Here is a 21930-nt window from a genome sequence, read left to right on the forward strand (position 1 = left end):
CGCCTACGTCTGCCGATCGACGCGCCGGAGAAATCCGGCGCTGTCTTTCGCGCTTGCTTTCTCTCTTCGCATTGCACAAACTTCCCGGGAATGGCGGCGTAATAACGACCTGCCATCAAGGGGACAAAATCCGGTATGTCGATCAAGGCCAGCATCTACCACCTGACCCACTATACCTATGACCGCCCGATCAGGCTTTCACCGCAGATCATCCGATTGAAACCGGCGGCCCATTCCAAGACCAAGGTCATCAGCCACTCGCTGAAAGTTTCGCCGGCCAACCACTTCGTCAATCTGCAGCAGGATCCCTACGGCAACTACCTCGCACGCTACGTGTTCCCGGAACCGGTCACCGAACTGAAGATCGAAGTCGACCTCGTCGCCGACATGACCGTTTACAATCCCTTCGACTTTTTCATCGAGGAGGAGTCCGAGCACTGGCCCTTCGCCTACCCGCAAGACCTGATCGACGACCTGAAGATCTACATGACGCCGGAGCCGATGGGGCCGGCGCTGTCTGCGTTCACGGCGGCGGTGGACCGCTCGCGACAGCGAACCATCGACATGGTCGTCGGCCTCAATGCCAGGCTCCAGCAGGAAATCGGCTATGTCATCCGCATGGAACCCGGGGTCCAGCCGCCTGAGGAAACGCTGACATCGGCCAGGGGATCGTGCCGCGATTCGAGCTGGCTGCTCGTCCAGATCCTACGCAATCTAGGTTATGCCGCCCGCTTCGTCTCGGGCTACCTCATCCAGCTTGCACCTGACCTCAAGGCGCTCGACGGCCCATCCGGCACCGAGCACGACTTTACCGATCTGCACGCCTGGGCCGAGGTCTACCTGCCCGGCGCCGGCTGGGTCGGGCTTGACCCGACCTCCGGCCTCCTAACCGGCGAAAGCCATATTCCGCTTGCCGCCACGCCGCATTACCGCAACGCCGCCCCGATCTCCGGCGGTTTCTTCGGCGATCCAGAGACCCGCACCGACTTCGCCTTCGACATGAAGGTCTCGCGCGTCGCCGAGCATCCGCGCATCACCAAGCCGTTTTCCGACGAAAGCTGGCAGGCGCTGAACGCGCTCGGCGAACATGTCGATCGGGTGCTGTCCGAAAACGATGTGCGCCTGACGATGGGCGGCGAGCCGACCTTCGTATCGATCGACGATTTCGAAGCCGACGAGTGGAACACCGAGGCCGTCGGACCGACCAAACGCGAGAAGGCGGATATCCTCATTCGCCGACTGCGCGAACGCTTCGCGCCCGGCGGATTCCTGCACTACGGCCAGGGCAAATGGTATCCGGGCGAAAGCCTGCCGCGCTGGACCTTCTCGCTCTACTGGCGCAAGGACGGCGTGCCGATCTGGCGTCAGGCGGATCTCATCGCCGAGGAGAACGGGCGGCATGACGTGACGGCAGAGGACGCCGAACGCCTGCTGCATGGGGTGGCAAGCGAGTTGAGCGTACCGGCCGAGATGGTCGTGCCGGCCTTCGAAGACCCCGCCGACTGGTTGCTCAAGGAAGCAAACCTTCCCGACAATGTCGATCCGGCCAACTCCAAGCTGAAAGACCCCGAGGAGCGCAGCCGCATGGCCCGGGTGTTCGAGCGCGGCTTGACGGCACCGACCGGCTACGTGCTGCCGGTACAGGCCTGGAATGCGCGTGCCACCGGCCTGCGATGGATGAGCGAGAAATGGCAGACCCGCCGCGGCCGCATCTTCCTCGTTCCCGGCGACAGCCCCGTCGGTTATCGCCTGCCGCTCGGCGCCCTGCCCTATGTCGCTCCGTCCGCCTATCCCTATATCCATCCCGTCGACCCGACCGTTCCGCGCAACGACCTGCCTGATTTCGCCGAAACCAGCGTTCGCCCGCAGCATTCGCGCTTCCAGGCATCGGAAGCGCCGGAAACCCCACAGCCGCAGCCACGCGACGAAATCGCCGGGTTGGTGCGCACGGCCATCAGCGTCGAGCCGCGCGACGGCAGGCTCTGCGTCTTCATGCCGCCGACGACAAGCATCGAGGAATATCTCGACCTGATCGCGTCAACCGAGCGCGCCGCGGCAGCGCTCGGCCTGCCGGTCCACATCGAGGGCTACGCGCCGCCCCACGACGAGCGCATCAATGTCATCCGCGTGGCGCCCGATCCCGGTGTCATCGAGGTCAACATCCATCCCGCGGCCAACTGGCGAGATTGCGTCGATATCACCACGGCGATCTACGAAGAGGCGCGCCAAAGCCGGCTCGGCGCCGACAAGTTCATGATCGATGGTCGCCACACCGGCACCGGCGGCGGCAATCATGTCGTCGTCGGTGGCGCCAATCCCAATGACAGCCCTTTCCTGCGCCGGCCGGACCTGCTGAAGAGCATCGTCCTCTATTGGCAGCGCCATCCGTCGCTCTCCTACCTGTTCTCCGGCCTCTTCATCGGGCCGACCAGCCAGGCCCCGCGCATCGACGAAGCCCGGCACGACCAGCTCTACGAGCTGGAGATCGCACTCGCGCAGGTGCCGCTGCCCGGTTCCGCGACGCCGCCGCCACTGCCCTGGCTGGTAGACCGGCTGTTCCGCAACCTGCTCGTCGACGTCACCGGCAACACCCACCGCGCGGAAATCTGCATCGACAAGCTGTTTTCGCCGGATGGCCCGACGGGCCGCCTCGGCCTCATCGAATTCCGCGGCTTCGAGATGCCGCCCAACGCCCGCATGTCGCTTGCCCAGCAACTGCTGGTGCGCGCGCTCATCGCCCGTTTCTGGAAACACCCGCTCGACGGCCGCTTCGTGCGCTGGGGCACCGCACTTCATGACCGCTTCATGCTGCCGCACCATGTCTGGCAGGATTTCCTCGAAGTGCTCGCCGACCTGCGCACCCACGGGTTCGATCTTCGACCGGAATGGTTCGAAGCCCAGCTCGAGTTCCGCTTCCCCTTCTGCGGCGAGGTCGAATACGAGGGCGGCAGGCTGGAAATCCGCCAGGCGCTGGAACCCTGGCATGTCATGGGCGAACAGGGAGCGATCGGCGGCACCGTGCGCTATGTAGATTCCTCCGTCGAGCGGCTGCAGGTCAAGCTCGATACGCCCAATCCCGAGCGCTACACGGTCACCTGCAACGGCCGGCCCCTCCCTCTTGCCAAGACCGGCACCAACGGCAGCGCCGTTGCCGGCGTTCGCTACAAGGCCTGGCAGCCGGCCGCCGGCCTTCACCCGGTTTTGCCCGTGAACACTCCCCTTACATTCGATATCTATGATACATGGTCGAATCGGGCGATTGGCGGATGCGTCTACCATGTCGCCCATCCGGGCGGGCGCAGTTACGAGACATTTCCGGTTAACGGCAACGAGGCAGAAGCGCGGCGACTGGCGCGGTTCGAGCCCTGGGGCCATACCCCGGGAGGCTACCTGCTTCATCCGGAAAGCCCGTCGATGGAATTTCCGATGACGCTTGATCTCAGGCGTCCGCCAGGAGCGTAAATGGCGAAGAAGCAGAGAGCAGCGGCCGGCCGGCTGGGCATCGATGACGATCCGGTCTTCGGCTACCGTGCACTTCCCGGCATTGCCGACGAGATGCTGGACGCGCATGGCAACGTGCGGCCCGTCTGGCAACGGCTGCTTTCGACGCTCGGCCGCCTCGACGAAACGGATCTCGCCAATCGCTTCGCGCGCGCCGACCGCTACCTGCGCGACGCCGGTGTCTTCTATCGGGTCTATGGCGGCAAGGACAGCTCGGAGAGAAGCTGGCCGCTGTCGCATATTCCGGTCCTGATCGACGAGCACGAATGGGCGGCAGTCTCGCAAGGCCTCATCCAGCGCGCCGAACTTCTGGAGAAGGTGGTCGCCGACGTCTATGGCGAAAACCGCCTGGTGCGCGAAGGCCTGCTGCCGCCGGCGCTGGTCGCCTCCAACCCCGAATTTCTTCGGCCGCTCGTCGGCGTCAAGCCGGCCGATGGCCATTTCCTGCAATTCATCTCCTTCGAGATCGGCCGTGGCCCGGACGGCAACTGGTGGGTCCTCTCGGATCGCACGGAGGCGCCGTCCGGTGCCGGCTTCGCGCTGGAAAACCGGGTCGCCACCACCCGCGCCTTCTCCAATCTCTATGCCGAAACGCATGTGCATCGCCTGGCCGGCTTCTTCGGCGCCTTCCGCGACACGCTGCAGGCGCGCAAGCTGCATCCGGACGATCGCATCGCCGTGCTCTCGCCCGGCATCGCCAACGAGACCTATTTCGAGCATGCCTATATCGCCCGCTATCTCGGTTTCATGCTGCTGGAAGGCGAAGACCTGACGGTCGTCGGCGGCCGGGTGATGGTGCGCACGGTCGCGGGGCTTAAACCCGTCGGCGTGCTCTGGCGCCGCCTCGACGCCGCCTTCGCCGATCCGCTGGAACTCAACCAGTCCTCGCACATCGGCACCCCCGGCATTGTCGAGGCCCTGAGGGCCGGATCCCTAGCGATCGTCAACGCGCTCGGTTCCGGCATCGTTGAGACGCGCGCCTTCTTGGCCTTCATGCCGGCCATCTGCCGGCATCTTCTCGGCGAGGAACAGAAGCTGCCGTCGATCGCCACCTGGTGGTGCGGCCAAACATCCGAGCGCGCGCAGGTCGCCGCCAATATCGAACGCATGGTCATCGGCCCGGCCTATGCGACGCGCCCCTTCTTCGACGACAACGGCCAATCGGTGCTCGGGGCGTCGCTGGCCGAAACGGACGCGGCAGCGATTTCCGGCTGGCTCGATGCGGAGGGCGGAAAACTTGTCGGCCAGGAGGCGGTCACGCTGTCGACCACGCCGGCCTGGGTGCGCGGCCGCCTGACGCCGCGACCGATGAGCCTGCGCGTCTTCGCCGCCCGCACCCGCGACGGTTGGCAGATCATGCCCGGCGGCTTTGCCCGCATCGGCTCCGGCGACGATGTTGCCGCCATCGCCATGCAGGCCGGCGGCACGGCCGCCGACGTCTGGATTGTCAGCGACCGGCCGGTCGAGCGCACCACCCTGTTGCCGGCAGAAGAAAGCTTCACCCGCAACATGCCGGGAAGCCTGCCGAGCCGGGCTGCCGACAACCTGTTCTGGCTCGGCCGTTACATCGAGCGGGCGGAAGGGGCGTTGCGCATCCTGCGCGCCTGGCACGGCCGGTTTGCCGAGACCGCCGACCCGAGCCTGCCGCTGCTCCAGGACGTCACCGATTATCTCGCCGCCCTCGATATCGATACCCACCAGGCGGTACCTGACAGCCTGCTGGCCAATATTTCCAGTGCGCTTTTCAGCGCCGGCAACATCCGCGACCGCTTCTCGCCAGACGGCTGGCTGGCGCTCAACGATCTGTCGCAGACGGCCCGCAAGTTCCACGCGACCGTGCAATCGGGCGACGATGCCACCCGCGCCATGACCGTGCTTCTGCGCAAGCTCGCCGGCTTTGCCGGTCTTGTGCACGAAAACATGTACCGCTTTACCGGCTGGCGCTTTCTCTCCATCGGCCGCTACATCGAACGTGGCCTGCACATGACGCGGCTGCTTGGCCATATGTCCGGCCCGGATGCGCCTGACGGCGCCTACGACATGCTGCTGGAGATCGGCGACAGCGTCATGACCCATCGCCGGCGCTACAACGTCAACACGGCAGCGCTGACCGTGACCGACCTGCTGGCGCTCGACCCACTCAACCCGCGCTCGGTGCTCTACCAGCTCAACGAAATCAAGAACGAGGTGGAGCTTCTGCCCAACGCCTATGTCAACGGCCAGATGTCGCCCTTCTACCGCGAGGCCATGCGCCTGCATTCCGGCCTTGCCGTCATGACGCCGGAGGCGATGAACCTTAGCGTCTACAACAGGCTGGAGCGAGATCTGGAAAAGCTCTCCAACATTCTCGCCAACACCTATCTCGGCTGACCGGCAGGACACGCCCATGCTCTACGACATCAGCCTGAAGATCACCTACGGCTACGAAGTGCCGGTGTCCGGCGGGCGCCATCTGGTGCGTGTGATGCCGGCGACGCTGCCCGACCGGCAGCGCCTCGTCGTCGGCTCGGTCAGCTGTCACCCGATGCCGGCGGAACGCTCCGAAAGCGTCGACTTCTTCGCCAATCCCTTCACCGCGATCCTGTTTCGCTCCGCCCATGACGACCTCGTGATCCGCATGCAGGCGCGGGTGCAGGTGGAGCCGCTGCCGCTGACGGCCGATTTCTCGGCAGATCTTTCCCGCTTGCCGGCGGAACTGGCCGCCTGCTGGTCCGTCGACCCGGACGCACCGCATCATTTCGTCGGCCCGAGCCCGCTATTGGCAGAGGTGCAGGCGATCGCGGCCTACGCGCGAGCCTTGGTCACGCCCGGAATGACGATCCGCCAGATCGCCACCGCGATCTGTGCGCGCATTCACCGGGACTTCGTCTACGACAGCGAGGCGACGACGGTGAACACCACACCGGCAGAGGCGTTCCAGCTCAAGCGCGGCGTCTGCCAGGATTTCACCCATGTGATGATCGTAGCGCTCAGAAGCCTCGGCATCCCCGCCGGGTATGTCAGCGGCTTCTTAAGAACAATCCCCCCCGCCGGCAAGGAGCGCCTGGAAGGGGCCGATGCCATGCATGCCTGGGTTCGCATCTGGTGCGGCACTACCGCGGGCTGGCTTGAACTCGACCCGACCAACAATATCCCGGCCGGAACGGACCATATCGTCGTCGGTCACGGCCGCGACTACGGCGACGTCGCACCTGTCATCGGCGTGCTGAAGAGCTACGGCGGGCAGAAGACCGAACAGGCCGTTGACGTCATTCCGGTCACCTGACCCGATTTGAGACATGGCATTCCCGTTTTCAAACACCACAGCATCCCCGGAACCCGCTGTAAGCACTGGTTTTCCTGTATTCCGCTAAAATTGAATCTATCACCTGAACGATATCGTAAGCCATCGCCGCTAAACGTCGCCTTCAAGTTTGCAACGTGTTCCTTGGGGTGTGCAGAGATGGGAAAACGATCCACGATCAACCGGTCCTTCATGGCGATGCTGAAGGATCGTGGCGGCAATTTCGGCATGATGGCGGCCTTGGTAATGCCATTGGTCCTTGCCGCCGGTGGCGTTGCCATCGACATGGCCAAGATGGTGACCACCAAGAATCAGATGCAGGACGCGGCCGACGCGGCAGCACTTGCGGCGGCTTCCGCCTTGGTATCGAAGGAGAAGCCCGATATCGCAAAGGCAAAGGAAATTGCGACCAACTTCCTGAAGGCCCAAACCGCCGGCGGCAATAGCGTCGACCTTCCGGCCAACGACGATGGCGCAACGGCCAGCGGCTTTGCCGCATCGGCCAATGCGGCTCCGATTGAAGAACTGGAAGTCAATTCCTCGACAGTCGACATCATCGAGAGTGCCAACGGTGCAACCGGCAAGGCCTTCAAGGTGACGGTCGCCAACAAGCAGACCCTTCAGTTCAATGCGATGACACGCCTCCTTGGGCAGAAATCGATACTGATCGAGACCCGCGCCACGGCGGAAAGCGCCACAGAAACCAAGAATGCGCTGTCGATGTATCTCGTGCTCGATCGCTCCGGCTCGATGGCCTGGAAGAGCAATACGCAGAACACGGCCAAAAGCTCGTGCCCCAACTATACCGAATCAAACTGGGGCAAATACCCCAATCTGGCAGCGACCAGTCCTTGCTACGTGACGAAGATCGACGCGCTCAAGACCGCGGTCAAGGATCTGCTCGCGCAGTTGAAAGCTGCCGACCCGAAGGATCTCTATGTCCGCACGGCAGCCGTTTCCTATAACTCGGCGCAGGATACCGCCGGCAATATCGCATGGGGGACTGCCGGAACGGGAACCTACGTCAACGCCCTCGTCGCGACGGGCGGCACGGCATCCGGCAATGCCTTCAAGACCGCCTACAGCCGGGTAACGGCCACCACCGAGGACACGGCGCACAAGACCAAGAATGGTCAGGTTGCGACGAAGTACATCGTCTTCATGACCGACGGCGCCAACAACAACACGAGCGATGACACAACGACGCTGCAATGGTGCGATACGGCGCGCAAGAACAACGTTCAGGTCTATACCGTGGCCTTCATGGCACCCGATCGCGGAAAGGCATTGCTCAAGTCCTGCGCGACCACGGTAGCAAACTACTTCCAGGCGGAAGAAGCAGCCGACCTGATTGCAGCCTTCAAGGCGATCGGCGAGAAGGCTTCGGCCATGGCGACCCGCCTGACAAAGTAACCAAAGAAAGCGCGCGCCACCATGCCGCCCGGTCCCGCCGGGCGGCATTTTTCGTTTGGGGCGGCGAGGTAAGCCACGGCTCTTTGCCAGACATCCCTTCTATTCAGGCAATTCTAATCCTTTTAAAAACACCTGTTGCAAGCGCTTCGGATCGATGCATAAATTGCCCATCCCCGGTCGGTTCCGGCCTGCGACCTCCCAACGCAAAAGGGTAAGACAGTTCTGATGATGAACAAGATTTCCGCCAACGAACTGCCGCAGCCCGCACTTCGTTCTTCCGAACCCGACCAGCTTGCAGTCGAAATCCTCGAGCGCTTGAAGTACCGCATCGGCAAGGATCCCAAGGTCGCCAAGCCGCACGACTGGCTGACCGCCGCTATCCTCGTGGTGCGTGACCGCATCACCGACAAGTGGATGGATTCGACCCGCCAGACCTACGCGACAGGTGCCAAGCGCGTTTATTATCTCTCGCTCGAATTCCTCATCGGCCGCCTGATGCGCGACGCCATGACCAATATCGGCCTGATGGAGGAGATGCGTGATGCGCTCGCCTCGCTCGGGGTCGATATCGACGTCATCGCTCTGCTTGAGCCCGACGCGGCACTCGGCAACGGCGGCCTAGGCCGACTTGCTGCCTGCTTCATGGAATCGATGGCGACCGTCGATGTGCCCGCCTATGGCTACGGCATCCGCTACATGCACGGCCTGTTCCGCCAGCAGATGGCCGATGGCTGGCAGGTGGAACTGCCGGAGACCTGGCTTGCCCATGGCAACCCCTGGGAGTTCGAGCGGCGCGAAAGCTCCTATGAGATCGGTTTCGGCGGCGTTGTCGAAACCGCCAATGTCGACGAAGAGATCCAGCGCTTCGTCTGGAAGCCGGCCGAGCGCGTGATTGCCACCGCTTTCGATACGCCGGCCGTCGGTTGGCGCGCCAAGCGCGTCAACACGCTGAGGCTCTGGACGGCGCAGCCGATCGACCCGATCCTGCTCGATGCCTTCAATGCCGGCGACCACATCGGCGCGCTGCGCGAAAGCAACAAGGCGGAAAGCCTGACCCGCGTGCTCTATCCCGCCGACGCGACGCCGGCCGGCCAGGAGCTTCGTCTGCGCCAGGAGTATTTCTTCTCGTCCGCCTCACTGCAGGACATCCTGCGCCGGCACCTGCAGCAATATCCTGATTTCACCTCGCTGCCCGATGCCGTCGCGATCCAGCTCAACGACACCCACCCCGCGGTCTCGGTCGCCGAACTGGTGCGCCTGCTGACCGATCTGCACGGCCTCGATTTCGAACAGGCCTGGGATATCACCCGCAGAACCATTTCCTACACCAACCATACGCTGCTGCCGGAGGCGCTCGAAAGCTGGCCCGTGCCGCTGTTCGAACGCCTGCTGCCGCGGCACATGCAGATCGTCTATGCGATCAACGCCAAGATCCTGATCGAGGCACGCAAACAGAAGGGCGCCACCGACGAGGAGGTCCGCAGCATCTCGCTGATCGACGAAAGCGGCGACCGCCGGGTGCGCATGGGCAACCTTGCCTTTGTCGGCTCTCATTCGATCAACGGCGTGTCGGCGCTGCACACCGAACTGATGAAGGAAACGGTGTTTGCCGACCTGCACCGGCTCTACCCCGATCGAATCAACAACAAGACCAACGGCATCACCCCGCGCCGCTGGCTGATGCAGTGCAATCCCGGCCTGTTCAGCCTGATCCGTGAGGCGATCGGCGACGAATTCATGGACAATACCGAGGCGCTGCAGGCACTCGATGCCTTTGCCGACAAGCAGGATTTCCAGGAGCATTTTGCCGCGGTCAAGCGCGCCAACAAGGTGAAGCTCGCGCAACTCGTTCAAAGCCGACTCGGCATCAGGCTCGACCCGTCGGCGATGTTCGACATCCAGATCAAGCGCATCCACGAGTACAAGCGCCAGCTCCTGAACATCATCGAGGCGGTGGCGCTCTACGACCAGATCCGCTCGCATCCCGAACTCGACTGGGTGCCGCGCGTCAAACTGTTCGCGGGCAAGGCGGCGCCGAGCTACCACAACGCCAAGCTGATCATCAAACTGGCAAACGACGTCGCCCGCGTGGTCAACAACGACCCGGCCGTCCGCGGGCTTCTGAAGATCGTCTTCGTGCCGAACTACAACGTCTCGCTGGCCGAGATCATGGTCCCCGCTGCCGATCTGTCCGAGCAGATCTCGACGGCCGGCATGGAGGCCTCCGGCACCGGCAACATGAAGTTCGCGCTGAACGGCGCGCTGACGATCGGGACGCTTGACGGCGCCAATGTCGAGATGCGCGACTGGGTCGGCGAGGAGAACATCAAGATCTTCGGCCTGACGGCCGAGGAAGTGACGAATGCGCGTGCCGAGGGTCACAATCCGCGCGCCATCATCGAGGGATCGCGCGAGCTGTCGCAGGCGTTGCAGGCGATCGCTTCGGGCGTGTTTTCGCCCGATGACCGCAACCGGTTCACCAGCCTGGTCGATGGCCTCTACAATCACGACTGGTTCATGGTCGCGGCCGACTTCGAAGCCTATGCCAAGGCGCAGCGCGAGATCGACCAGCTGTGGACGACGCCGTCGGCGTGGTATTCGCAGGCCGTGCGCAACACCGCGCGCATGGGCTGGTTTTCGTCCGATCGTACCATCCGGCAATATGCCGGCGAAATTTGGAGAGCCGGATGACCCCTTCGGCCGGCAAAGACCCGGAACCTCCAGCCTCAGCCCTGCTGTCAATGCCGGCCATTGCGGCCATCCTCACAGGCACGCACCACGATCCCTTCGCCATACTCGGCGTGCAAGCGGTCGGGAAAGGCTATGTCGCCCGCTGCTTCATTCCGGGCGCCGACAGCGTCGTTGCGGAAACGCTGTCCGGGCAGGAACTCGGCGTCCTCGAGCGGCGCGACGACGCCGGCTTCTTCGAGGGACCGGTCTCGCTGCGCAAGATCCAGCCGGTGCGCTATCGCGCGCGCAACGATGGCGGCGAGTGGATCGTCGTCGATCCCTACAGCTTCGGGCCTGTGCTTGGGCCGATGGACGACTACTATATCCGCGAGGGCTCGCATCTCCGGCTGTTCGACAAGATGGGCGCCCATCCGATCGACCATGAAGGCGCTCAAGGCTACCATTTCGCCGTCTGGGCCCCGAACGCCAAGCGCGTCTCCGTCGTCGGCCAGTTCAATGACTGGGACGGGCGTCGCCATGTCATGCGCCTTCGCACCGACACCGGCATCTGGGAGATCTTCATCCCCGGCGTCGAGGCAGGCCTTGCCTACAAATACGAGATCCTCGACCGCCAGGGTACGCTTCTGCCGCTGAAGGCAGACCCCTTCGCCCGCCGCTCGGAGCTTCGCCCCAACACCGCCTCGGTGACGACACCTGAGATCGCGCAGGTTTGGGAAGACGATGCGCATCGAGCCCATTGGGCATCGGCTGACGCCCGCCGCCAGCCGATCTCGATCTACGAGGTGCATGCCGGCTCGTGGCAGCGCCGCGACAACGGCGACATGCTGTCCTGGGACGAGCTTGCCGACCGCCTGATCCCCTATTGTGTCGACATGGGCTTCACCCATATCGAATTCCTGCCGATCTCCGAATTCCCCTACGATCCCTCCTGGGGCTACCAGACGACCGGCCTCTATGCGCCGACGGCACGCTTCGGCGAGCCGGAGGGGTTCGCGCGTTTCGTCAACGGCTGCCACAAGGTCGGCCTCGGCGTCATTCTCGACTGGGTCCCGGCGCATTTCCCGACCGACGAACACGGACTGCGCTGGTTCGACGGCACCGCACTCTATGAGCACGAAGATCCGCGCCAGGGGTTTCATCCCGACTGGAACACGGCGATCTACAATTTCGGCCGGCAGGAAGTGCTGTCCTTCCTCGTCAACAACGCGCTCTATTGGGCGGAGAAATTCCACGTCGATGGCTTACGCGTCGATGCTGTGGCCTCCATGCTCTACCTCGATTATTCGCGCAAACACGGCGAATGGGTGCCGAACGAATACGGCGGCAACGAGAACCTGGAGGCGGTCCGCTTCCTTCAGACGATGAACACCGAAATCTACGGTGTTCACAAGGGCATCCTGACGATCGCCGAAGAATCGACGTCCTGGCCCAAGGTTTCCCACCCGGTCCATGCCGGTGGTCTTGGCTTCGGCTTCAAGTGGAACATGGGCTTCATGCACGACACGCTGCAGTACATGTCGCGCGAGCCCATCCACCGCCGCTTCCACCACAACGACCTGACGTTCGGTCTGCTCTACGCCTTCAGCGAGAACTTCGTGCTGCCGCTGTCTCACGACGAGGTCGTGCACGGCAAGGGTTCGCTCATCGCCAAGATGACCGGCGACGACTGGCAGAAGTTCGCCAACCTGCGCGCCTACTACGCCTTCATGTGGGGCTATCCCGGCAAGAAACTCCTGTTCATGGGGCAGGAGTTTGCGCAGTGGCGCGAATGGTCGGAGGAACGCGCGCTTGACTGGAACCTGCTGGAATATCACCTGCACGAGGGCATGCGGCGGCTGGTGCGCGACCTCAACGGCACCTACCGTTCAAAGCCGGCGCTGCACGCGCGCGACTGCGAGGGCGATGGCTTCGAATGGCTGCTCGCCGACGACCGGGACAATTCGGTCTTTGCCTGGCTGCGCAAGGCGCCGGGTGAAAAGCTCGTCGCCGTCATCACCAATTTCACGCCCGTTTATCGGGAAAATTACACGATCCCGCTTCCGGTCGCAGGTCGCTGGAAGGAAATTTTGAACACCGACGCGGAAATCTATGGGGGGAGTGGCAAGGGCAACGGCGGCGCCGTTCAGGCACAAGAGGATCAGACAGGCGCAATAACGGCAACCATCACCTTGCCGCCCTTGGCAACGCTGATGCTGGAGCAGGATTAAAGCATGTCGCGCAAAAGTGTTCAGCGGTTTTGCGATGACGACATGCGCAAAAACAAGAGCTTAAAGCGCAGCGCGCATCTGAAAGATCGCGACGCGCTTTAGAGCATTTCCAGGAAAAGTGCGTAGCGGTTTCCGCCAGGAAATGCGTAAAAACAAAGAGATAGAGCGTTTCTTCGACTCCATTTAGATCGGAAACGCTAGCGTGTTCCAGCCCGACGGAATGAAGCGGGAGGCGGGAGCACAAGAAGAAATTTCGAGGGCCGCAAGGCGTCGCAAAAAGTCGCCGTGACGATCCCGAAGAACAATGATTTTGGGGAGGACAAATGGTGGAAAAGCGTACGCAACCTCTGGCCCGTGATGCCATGGCCTATGTTCTCGCAGGCGGCCGCGGCAGCCGCCTGAAGGAGTTGACCGACCGACGGGCAAAGCCGGCCGTCTATTTCGGCGGCAAGGCCCGCATCATCGACTTCGCACTCTCGAACGCCTTGAACTCCGGTATCCGCCGCATCGGCGTCGCCACGCAGTACAAGGCCCATTCGCTGATCCGCCACCTGCAGCGCGGCTGGAACTTCTTCCGCCCGGAACGAAACGAAAGCTTCGACATTCTGCCGGCAAGCCAGCGCGTCTCGGAAACGCAATGGTACGAAGGCACCGCCGACGCGGTCTACCAGAATATCGACATCATCGAGGATCACGGCGTCGAATATATGGTCATCCTCGCAGGCGACCACATCTACAAGATGGACTACGAATTGATGCTGCAGCAGCACGTCGATTCCGGCGCCGACGTCACCATCGGCTGCCTCGAAGTGCCGCGCATGGAAGCAACCGGCTTCGGCGTCATGCATGTGGACGACAAGGATCGCATCATCGCCTTCGTCGAAAAGCCGGCCGACCCGCCGGGCATTCCCGGCAATCCCGAGATGGCCCTTGCCTCGATGGGCATCTATGTCTTCCACACCAAATTCCTGATGGATCTGTTGCGGCGCGACGCGGCCGATCCGAAATCGAGCCGCGACTTCGGCAAGGACATCATCCCCTATATCGTCGAGAACGGTAAGGCGGTCGCCCATCGCTTCAACCGGTCCTGCGTGCGCTCGGATTTCGAAAGCGAGGCCTATTGGCGCGACGTCGGCACGATCGATGCCTATTGGCAGGCCAATATCGATCTCACCCATGTAACGCCGGAGCTCGACATCTACGACAGCACCTGGCCGATCTGGACCTTCGCCGAGATCAAGCCGCCGGCCAAATTTGTGCATGACGACGAGAACCGTCGCGGCTCGGCGACCTCCTCGCTCGTATCGGGCGACTGCATCATCTCAGGCGCTGCGCTCAATCGCAGCCTGCTTTTCACCGGTGTCAGAGTAAATTCGTATTCCCGACTGGAAAATGCCGTCATCCTGCCCGATGTGAAGATCGGTCGCCACGCGCTGCTCAGCAATGTGGTAATCGACAGCCGCGTGGTCATTCCGGAGGGCCTCGTCGTCGGCGAAGATCCGGAACTGGATGCGAAGCGCTTCCGTCGTTCGGAAAACGGCGTTTGCCTGATCACCCAAACGATGATCGACAAACTGGGAATGTAGGTCCGCCGCTGATGAACATCCTCTCCGTTGCGTCCGAAGTGTATCCGCTGGTCAAGACCGGGGGGCTCGCCGACGTCGTCGGTGCCCTCCCGGCAGCACTGTCGCCGCACGGTATCCGTACCCGCACCTTGGTGCCCGGCTATCCCGCGGTGCTGCAGAAGCTGAAGAAGAAAAAGAAGGTCGGCAGCTTTGTGAACCTGTTCGGCAGCCCGGCCTCGGTTCTCGCAGCCGATCTCGACGGGCTCGACCTGCTCGTGCTCGATCTGCCTGTTCTCTACGAGCGCGATGGCGGCCCCTATGTCGACGCCACCGGCCGCGACTATGTCGACAATTTCCGCCGCTTCGCCGCCCTGTCGTTGGCCGCGGCCGAAATCGCCGCCGGCGATGTGGTGTCCGGCTGGAAGCCCGATCTCGTCCATGTGCATGATTGGCAGACAGCGCTGACGCCGGTCTATATGCGTTTTGGCCGCGCAGCCGCGACGCCGACGGTGATGACGATCCACAACATCGCCTTCCAGGGGCAGTTCGGCCCGGAGATCTTCGCCGAGCTCGCGCTTCCGCCCGAAGCCTTCTCGATGCAGTTCGTCGAATATTACGGCGATGTCGGCTTCCTCAAAGGCGGTCTGCAGACCGCAAGCGCGATCACCACCGTCAGCCCGTCCTATGCGCAGGAGATCCTGACGCCGGAATTCGGCATGGGCCTCGAAGGCCTGCTCAAAAGCAGGCTTTCCGACCTCGTCGGCATCGTCAACGGCATTGACGCCGATGTCTGGAATCCGGCGAGCGACCCGCTGATCGCCCAGCATTTCAGCGCGACGACATTGAAGCAGCGCGCCGCCAACCGGCACGCGCTCGAAGAGCGTTTCGGGCTGGAACAGGGCAATGGCCCGATCTTCTGCGTCATCAGCCGGCTGACCTGGCAGAAGGGCATGGACCTCGTGGCCGAAGTCGCCGACGAGATCGTGGCGATGGGCGGCAAGCTCATCGTTCTCGGCTCCGGCGACACGGCGCTCGAAGGCGCGCTCCTCGCCGCCGCCTCGCGCCACCGCGGCCATGTCGGCATGGTCACCGGCTACAACGAACCGCTCTCGCACCTGATGCAGGCCGGATCGGACGCGATCCTCATTCCGTCGCGCTTCGAGCCCTGCGGGCTGACCCAGCTCTATGGCCTGCGCTACGGCTGCGTGCCGGTGGTCGCGCGCACCGGCGGACTTGCCGACACCATCATCGACGCGAACGAAGCCGGGCTGTCTGCCAAGGTGGCGACCGGCTTCCAGTTCACGCCGGTCAGCGCCGACGGGTTGCTTCTTGCGATCAGGCGCGTCTTCCGTGCATACAACGAACCGAAAGTCTGGGCGCGTCTGCAGACCCAGGGCATGAAATCGGACGTTTCCTGGGCCAGAAGTGCCGAGCGCTACGTCTCTCTATATTCCGGTCTTCTCGGGAAAGGCTAAGTCAGAATGATAAGAACAGTCACCACCACACCCTATGGCGACCAGAAGCCCGGCACGTCGGGCCTGCGCAAGAAGGTTCCGGTGTTCCAGCAGAAGAACTACGCCGAGAACTTCATCCAGTCGATCTTCGACGCGCTCGAAGGCTTTGCCGGCCAGACCCTGGTGATCGGCGGCGATGGCCGCTTCTACAACCGCGAAGTCATCCAGATCGCCATCAAGATGGCGGCCGCCAACGGCTTCGGCCGCGTGCTGGTCGGCCGCGGCGGCATTCTGTCGACGCCCGCCGCCTCCAACGTCATCCGCAAATACGAGGCCTTCGGTGGCATCGTGCTCTCGGCCAGCCACAATCCCGGTGGCCCGACCGAGGACTTCGGCATCAAGTACAATATCGGCAATGGCGGCCCGGCACCGGAGAAGGTCACCGACGCGATCTATGCCCGCAGCCAGGTGATCGACACCTACAAGATTTCCAATGTCGCCGACGTCAATCTCGATGCCGAAGGCTCGCAGCAGATCGACGGCATGACCGTCACGGTCATCGACCCGGTGGCCGACTATGCCGAACTGATGGAAAGCCTGTTCGACTTCGGCGCCATCCGCAAGCTGATCTCGGGCGGTTTCCGCGTCGTCTTCGATGCGATGAGCGCCGTCACCGGCCCCTACGCCAAGGAGATCATCGAGAAGCGTCTGGGCGCGCCGAAGGGCTCGGTCATGAACTTCATTCCGCTGCCGGATTTCGGCGGCCATCATCCCGACCCGAACCTCGTGCACGCCCGCGCGCTCTACGAAACGATGATGGCGCCCGATGCGCCCGATTTCGGCGCCGCCTCCGATGGCGACGGCGACCGCAACCTCGTCATCGGCCGTGGCATCTTCATTACCCCGTCCGACAGCCTGGCAATGCTGGCGGCTAACGCGCATCTGGCGCCGGGCTACGCCAAGGGGCTTGCCGGCATCGCCCGTTCGATGCCGACAAGCGGGGCGGCCGACCGGGTCGCCGAAAAGCTCGGCATCGGCCTCTACGAGACGCCGACCGGCTGGAAATTCTTCGGCAACCTGCTCGATGAGGACATGGCGACGATCTGCGGAGAGGAAAGCGCCGGCACCGGCTCCAACCACGTGCGCGAAAAGGACGGCCTCTGGGCGGTTCTGCTGTGGCTCAACATCCTTGCCGCGCGCAAGGAAAGCGCGCTCGACATCGCCCGCAAGCACTGGGCGACCTACGGCCGCAACTACTATTCGCGCCACGACTACGAAGAAGTGGATTCCGATGCCGCCAACGGCCTGGTTAAGGCGCTTCGCGACCAGCTCGCAATCCTGCCCGGGAAATCTTTCGGCGCGCTCAAGGTCGCGACCGCCGACGACTTTTCCTACCATGATCCAGTCGACCATTCCGTCAGCAAGAACCAGGGCATCCGCATCCTGTTCGAGAGCGGATCGCGGGTCGTCTTCCGCCTGTCGGGCACCGGCACCTCTGGTGCGACGCTGCGCGTCTATATCGAGCGCTTCGAGCCGGATCCGGCCCGCCACGACATCGACACCCAGGAAGCACTCGCCGACCTCATCGCCGTTGCCGACGAAATCGCCGGCATCAAGACCCGCACCGGCCGCACCGAGCCGAGCGTGATCACCTGACGGAGCGCCCCATCCGGGGCGCGCGAAGACCTGACATTGCTACTGCATAATTCCTTAAATCGGAATCGATTTAAGGAGAAAATTATGCAGCAGATTTAAAGCGTTACAGCGTCCTTTGCTCGTCATATTTGACGCGCGGCGCTGTAAGAAAAAACCGAGGGGTGCCTGATCGATGCCGACCGCCGGACTGCCACCCCTCGGCACCACCTTAACCCCGCAAGGCACGCGCTTTGCCGTCTGGTCGCGCAATGCCGCACGCATCGACCTCTGCCTGTTCGACAAGGCGGGCGCCAAGGCCCTGCGCCAACTGCCGATGGCGCGTGACGGCGACGTGCACAGCCTCGTGGTTGCCGATGCACCGAAGGGAACCCGCTACGGCTTTCGCGCCGATGGCGTCTATTCGCCCGACCATGGCCTCTGGTTCGATCCATCAAAACTGCTCGTCGATCCCTACGCCGTCGAGCTCGACCGGCCGTTCCGGCACGATCCCAGGCTCACCATCTTCGGTGAGGACACCGCCGATCTCGTGCCGAAGGCGATTGTCAACGACGTCGGGACAGCCAAGCCGAAGCCGCCGATCTTTAGGGCGGGTGGGCTCATCTACGAGATCGCGGTCAAACCTTTCACCATGCTGCATCAAGGTATTCCCGAGGCAAAACGCGGCACGGTCGCAGCGCTCGCCGAGCCTGTCGTCATCGATCATCTGAAGCGCCTTGGCGTTGCCGCCGTCGAACTGATGCCGATCGTCGCCTGGATCGACGAGCGCCACCTGCCGCCGCTCGGGCTCAGCAATGGCTGGGGCTACAATCCGATCGCACCGATGGCGCTCGATCCACGGCTGGTGCCGGGCGGGATTAGGGAATTGCGCCAGACCGTCGAAGCACTGCGCAAGGCAGGCATCGGCGTCATCCTCGATCTCGTCTTCAACCATTCCGGCGAAAGCGATCGGCTCGGCACGACGCTGTCGATGCGCGGGCTCGACAATCTCACCTACTATCGCCACGTGACCGACAGGCCCGGCGATCTCATCAACGATACCGGCTGCGGCAACACGATCGCCTGCGACCACCCGGTCGTCCAGACACTGATCCTCGACAGCCTGCGCCACTTCGTGTTGGCCGCCGGCGTCGACGGTTTCCGCTTCGACCTTGCCTCGATCCTCGGCCGCGACATGGGCGGTTTCCATCGTGATGCCCCCCTGTTTGAGGCGATTGATGCCGATCCGGTTCTTGCCGATCGCGTGCTGATCGCCGAGCCCTGGGATGTCGGCCCCGGCGGCTACCAGCTCGGCAACTTTCCCGCTCCGTTTCTCGAGTGGAACGACCGGGCGCGCGACGACGTCAGGCTCTACTGGCGCGGCGACCGGCATGTGATCGGTGCGCTTGCGACCGCTCTTGCGGGCTCTTCCGATACGTTCTCCCGCTGGGGCGACGCCGGCACCCGAACGGTCAACTTCATCGCCGCCCATGACGGCTTTACCCTTGCCGACATCGTTGCCTATGCCGGCAAGCACAACGAGGCGAACGGCGAGGAAAACCGCGACGGCCACAACGAAAACCACTCGTGGAACAACGGCGCCGAGGGCGCGACGGCCGATCCCGAGATTACGGCTGCGCGCCGGCATGATGTCATGGCCCTGCTCGGCACGCTGTTTGCCTCCCGCGGCACGATCATGCTGACCGCCGGTGACGAGGGTGGGCGCACCCAAAGCGGCAACAACAATGCCTATTGCCAGGATAATGACACCACCTGGATCGACTGGAGCGCGATGGACGAGGCGCTGGTCGCCCATGCGGCAGCGCTTTCAACGCTGAGAAAGCGCTTCGACGTCTTCGGCGAGACGGCCTTCTTCACCGGCAAGGGCGATGTCGAATGGCTGCGCCTCGATGGCCGCGCTATGGCCGTGGCGGATTGGGAACACCCGGCAACGGACAACCTGATGATGGTGCTCGCCACCCGAGACGGCAAGAAGAAGCGGCCGACGCGGCTTGCCGTCGTCGTCAATCGCAGCCACGCGCCGCACCCGATCCATCTGCCCGAAAGCCTCGACGGCCGCTGGCAGGATGCGCTTTCCGATAAGCCTCCACCCACCTTCGTGCCTCCTCGCTCGGTTTGCTTCTTCGTCGAAAATTTCTGAACTATTCCGACCACTTGCTAGAACTCACCCGACCGTCCTATAGATTCGTCGGGGGGCCACTTTCAGGACAGTCACATGCTGAAGGACATTTCACTTTCCGAAATCAGGTCGCGCGTCGGTATGGAGATCGGCGTCTCCGACTGGATCACGGTCACGCAGGAAACGATCGACAAGTTCGCCGAGGCAACCGGCGACTATCAGTATATCCATGTCGATCCGGTGCGTGCCGCCGCCGAAACGCCGTTCGGCGGCACGATCGCCCATGGCTTCCTGTCGCTGTCGCTGTTGTCGGCGATGAACTACAGCTGCCTGCCGAAGATCCGCGAACAGACGATGGGCATCAATTACGGGTTCGAGAAGGTGCGCTTCATCGCTCCGGTGAAGAGTGGCGCCCGGGTGCGTGGACACTTCACCATGGCCGACGCGCGCTTCCGTGGCGGCAGCATGCTGATGATCACCTATGATGTCACGGTCGAGATCGAGGGCGAGCGCAAGCCGGCGCTGACCGCCACCTGGCAGACGATCATCCAGTTCGATCCCAAGGATCGCCCCGCCGATGCCTGAGGCAGAGGCAGAGGCAGAGGCAGAGGCAAGCGAACAGGGTGTGTGCAGTGCGTTTACAGCGCCGCGCGTCAAATATGACGCGCAAAGGACGCTGTAACGCCTTAAATCTGCTGCATAATTTTCTCCTTAAATCGATTCCGATTTAAGGAATTATGCAGTAGCGACCAGCCGAAATCCTGAACCGATCGAGCGCGCTGCTGGCAGAATGTGCGATCGCATCGTTGAGATGCGGTGCCTGTTCGACGCCACCGCGGCTTGACCGCCGCTTCTCGACGCTCAGGATCTGGTCAGAACGTGATCACGTGGCGGATGACCTTGCCCTGGTCCAGGAGGTCGAACGCCTCGTTGATCTCCTCAAGCGGACCTGTGCCCGACAACAGCCTGTCGACGGGCAGCGTGCCGCGTCGATAAAGCCCGATGAACCGCGGAATATCGCGGCTCGGCACGCAGCTTCCCATGTAGCTGCCGCGAAGCGTACGCTCTTCGGCGACCAGGCTGACGGCCGGGATGGCGATCTGGCTTGAAGGATGCGCAAGGCCGGCTGATGCGGTCGCCCCGCCGCGTCGAGTGATGCGATAGGCAAGCTCGAACGCCTTGACCGAACCGGCCGCTTCCAAGGCATGATCGACACCGCCTGATGTCACCTCGCGGATCGCATCCCCCACATCAGGATCGGTGGCGACAAAGGTGTCGGTCGCGCCAAGGGAACGTGCCAGCGCCAGCTTGTCCTCGGAGAGATCGATCGCCACCACCCGCTCCGCGCCCGACGCGACCGCTCCAAGCACGGCGGCAAGCCCGACGCCGCCGAGACCGACCACGGCAACCGACTGGCCCACTTGCACGCGGCAGGTATTGACGATCGCGCCGACGCCCGTCAGCACGGCGCAGCCGAAAAGCGCCGCCTCGACCAGCGGCAGATCGGCGTCCACCTTGACGGCCGAATGGCGTGAGACGACCGCATAGTCGGCAAAGCCGGAAACGCCGAGATGATGGTGAACCGGAACGGCGTCGCAATGGATCCGACGCTCCCCGGAAAGTAGCGTTCCCTTGCCATTGGCCTCCGCCCCGGGGATGCACAATGCCGGACGACCTTCTGCGCAAGGCAGACAGTGACCGCAGCTCGGCATGAAGCTCATCACCACCCGGTCGCCGGGCTTGAGGTCGCGCACCGCGCTGCCGACCGTCTCGACCGTGCCTGCCGCCTCGTGACCGAGCGCCATCGGCACCGGTCGTGGCCTGTCGCCGTTGATCACCGAAAGATCGGAATGGCAGAGACCGGCAGCGCCGATGCGCACCAGCAGTTCGTCCGGGCCCGGCGGATCGAGCTCGACGATCTCGATCGAGAGTGGCCGCGACCTGGCATAGGGCCGCTCGAACGGCGCGTGCCTCAGCACTGCTGCACGTGTTTTCAAACTATCCTCCCGCAACAGCGCCGCGCGTCAAATATGACGCGCTGGGA

The 21930-nt window shown here is 63.2% G+C and carries 12 protein-coding genes; 11 read left to right on the forward strand and 1 reads right to left on the reverse strand.

From position 1 onward, the window contains the following. Positions 1-135 precede the first annotated feature (135 nt). The 11 genes from BC363_RS18735 to BC363_RS18785 all read left to right on the forward strand — a co-directional run bounded on the left by BC363_RS18735 (position 136) and on the right by BC363_RS18785 (position 20471). On the forward strand, positions 136-3462 hold the full coding sequence (locus BC363_RS18735) for a transglutaminase family protein (protein ID WP_065780992.1): 3327 nt from the start codon (positions 136-138) through the stop codon (positions 3460-3462). Next, positions 3463-5871 carry a circularly permuted type 2 ATP-grasp protein gene (locus BC363_RS18740; RefSeq protein WP_065780993.1) on the forward strand — a complete coding sequence of 803 codons (2409 nt, stop codon included), beginning with the start codon at positions 3463-3465 and terminating at the stop codon, positions 5869-5871. Between the two features lie 16 nt (positions 5872-5887). Continuing rightward, on the forward strand, positions 5888-6766 hold the full coding sequence (locus tag BC363_RS18745) for a transglutaminase family protein (protein ID WP_065780994.1): 879 nt from the start codon (positions 5888-5890) through the stop codon (positions 6764-6766). Positions 6767-6943: 177 nt separating this feature from the next. Then, a complete protein-coding gene (locus BC363_RS18750; RefSeq protein WP_083223392.1) occupies positions 6944-8197 on the forward strand; it encodes a TadE/TadG family type IV pilus assembly protein in 1254 nt (417 codons plus the stop codon). Positions 8198-8425: 228 nt separating this feature from the next. Then, positions 8426-10888 carry a glycogen/starch/alpha-glucan phosphorylase gene (locus BC363_RS18755; RefSeq protein WP_065781151.1) on the forward strand — a complete coding sequence of 821 codons (2463 nt, stop codon included), beginning with the start codon at positions 8426-8428 and terminating at the stop codon, positions 10886-10888. After that, positions 10885-13095 carry a 1,4-alpha-glucan branching protein GlgB gene (gene glgB, locus BC363_RS18760; protein ID WP_065780996.1) on the forward strand — a complete coding sequence of 737 codons (2211 nt, stop codon included), beginning with the start codon at positions 10885-10887 and terminating at the stop codon, positions 13093-13095. Before BC363_RS18755 ends, glgB begins: the two co-directional genes overlap by 4 nt. Before the next feature lie 323 nt (positions 13096-13418). Then, positions 13419-14681 carry a glucose-1-phosphate adenylyltransferase gene (glgC, locus tag BC363_RS18765; RefSeq protein WP_065780997.1) on the forward strand — a complete coding sequence of 421 codons (1263 nt, stop codon included), beginning with the start codon at positions 13419-13421 and terminating at the stop codon, positions 14679-14681. Positions 14682-14692: 11 nt separating this feature from the next. Beyond that, positions 14693-16135: a glycogen synthase GlgA gene (gene glgA, locus BC363_RS18770; RefSeq protein WP_065780998.1), complete on the forward strand. Its 1443-nt coding sequence runs from the start codon at positions 14693-14695 to the stop codon at positions 16133-16135. 6 nt (positions 16136-16141) lie between these two features. Then, positions 16142-17770 (forward strand): alpha-D-glucose phosphate-specific phosphoglucomutase, encoded by a 1629-nt coding sequence (locus tag BC363_RS18775; protein ID WP_065780999.1) that lies wholly within the window; start codon positions 16142-16144, stop codon positions 17768-17770. Between the two features lie 172 nt (positions 17771-17942). After that, positions 17943-19907 carry a glycogen debranching protein GlgX gene (gene glgX / locus BC363_RS18780; RefSeq protein ID WP_065793319.1) on the forward strand — a complete coding sequence of 655 codons (1965 nt, stop codon included), beginning with the start codon at positions 17943-17945 and terminating at the stop codon, positions 19905-19907. 75 nt (positions 19908-19982) lie between these two features. Then, on the forward strand, positions 19983-20471 hold the full coding sequence (locus BC363_RS18785) for a MaoC family dehydratase (protein ID WP_065781000.1): 489 nt from the start codon (positions 19983-19985) through the stop codon (positions 20469-20471). Positions 20472-20758: 287 nt separating this feature from the next. Here BC363_RS18785 and BC363_RS18790 read toward each other — a convergent pair whose 3' ends face one another. Then, positions 20759-21883 carry a zinc-dependent alcohol dehydrogenase family protein gene (locus BC363_RS18790; RefSeq protein ID WP_065781001.1) on the reverse strand — a complete coding sequence of 375 codons (1125 nt, stop codon included), beginning with the start codon at positions 21881-21883 and terminating at the stop codon, positions 20759-20761. Positions 21884-21930 lie beyond the last annotated feature (47 nt).

The sequence above is a fragment of the Ensifer sp. LC384 genome (assembly GCF_001695865.1).
Classification (GTDB): domain Bacteria; phylum Pseudomonadota; class Alphaproteobacteria; order Rhizobiales; family Rhizobiaceae; genus Ensifer.

What these genes read in the sequence shown, in the direction of transcription:
- glgC (WP_065780997.1), top strand. Translation starts at nt 13,419, where the DNA reads ATGGTGGAAAAGCGTACGCAACCTCTGGCCCGTGATGCCATGGCCTAT.
- glgA (WP_065780998.1), top strand. Translation starts at nt 14,693, where the DNA reads ATGAACATCCTCTCCGTTGCGTCCGAAGTGTATCCGCTGGTCAAGACC.
- glgB (WP_065780996.1), top strand. Translation starts at nt 10,885, where the DNA reads ATGACCCCTTCGGCCGGCAAAGACCCGGAACCTCCAGCCTCAGCCCTG.
- BC363_RS18745 (WP_065780994.1), top strand. Translation starts at nt 5,888, where the DNA reads ATGCTCTACGACATCAGCCTGAAGATCACCTACGGCTACGAAGTGCCG.
- BC363_RS18775 (WP_065780999.1), top strand. Translation starts at nt 16,142, where the DNA reads ATGATAAGAACAGTCACCACCACACCCTATGGCGACCAGAAGCCCGGC.
- BC363_RS18785 (WP_065781000.1), top strand. Translation starts at nt 19,983, where the DNA reads ATGCTGAAGGACATTTCACTTTCCGAAATCAGGTCGCGCGTCGGTATG.
- BC363_RS18740 (WP_065780993.1), top strand. Translation starts at nt 3,463, where the DNA reads ATGGCGAAGAAGCAGAGAGCAGCGGCCGGCCGGCTGGGCATCGATGAC.
- glgX (WP_065793319.1), top strand. Translation starts at nt 17,943, where the DNA reads ATGCCGACCGCCGGACTGCCACCCCTCGGCACCACCTTAACCCCGCAA.
- BC363_RS18755 (WP_065781151.1), top strand. Translation starts at nt 8,426, where the DNA reads ATGAACAAGATTTCCGCCAACGAACTGCCGCAGCCCGCACTTCGTTCT.
- BC363_RS18750 (WP_083223392.1), top strand. Translation starts at nt 6,944, where the DNA reads ATGGGAAAACGATCCACGATCAACCGGTCCTTCATGGCGATGCTGAAG.
- BC363_RS18735 (WP_065780992.1), top strand. Translation starts at nt 136, where the DNA reads ATGTCGATCAAGGCCAGCATCTACCACCTGACCCACTATACCTATGAC.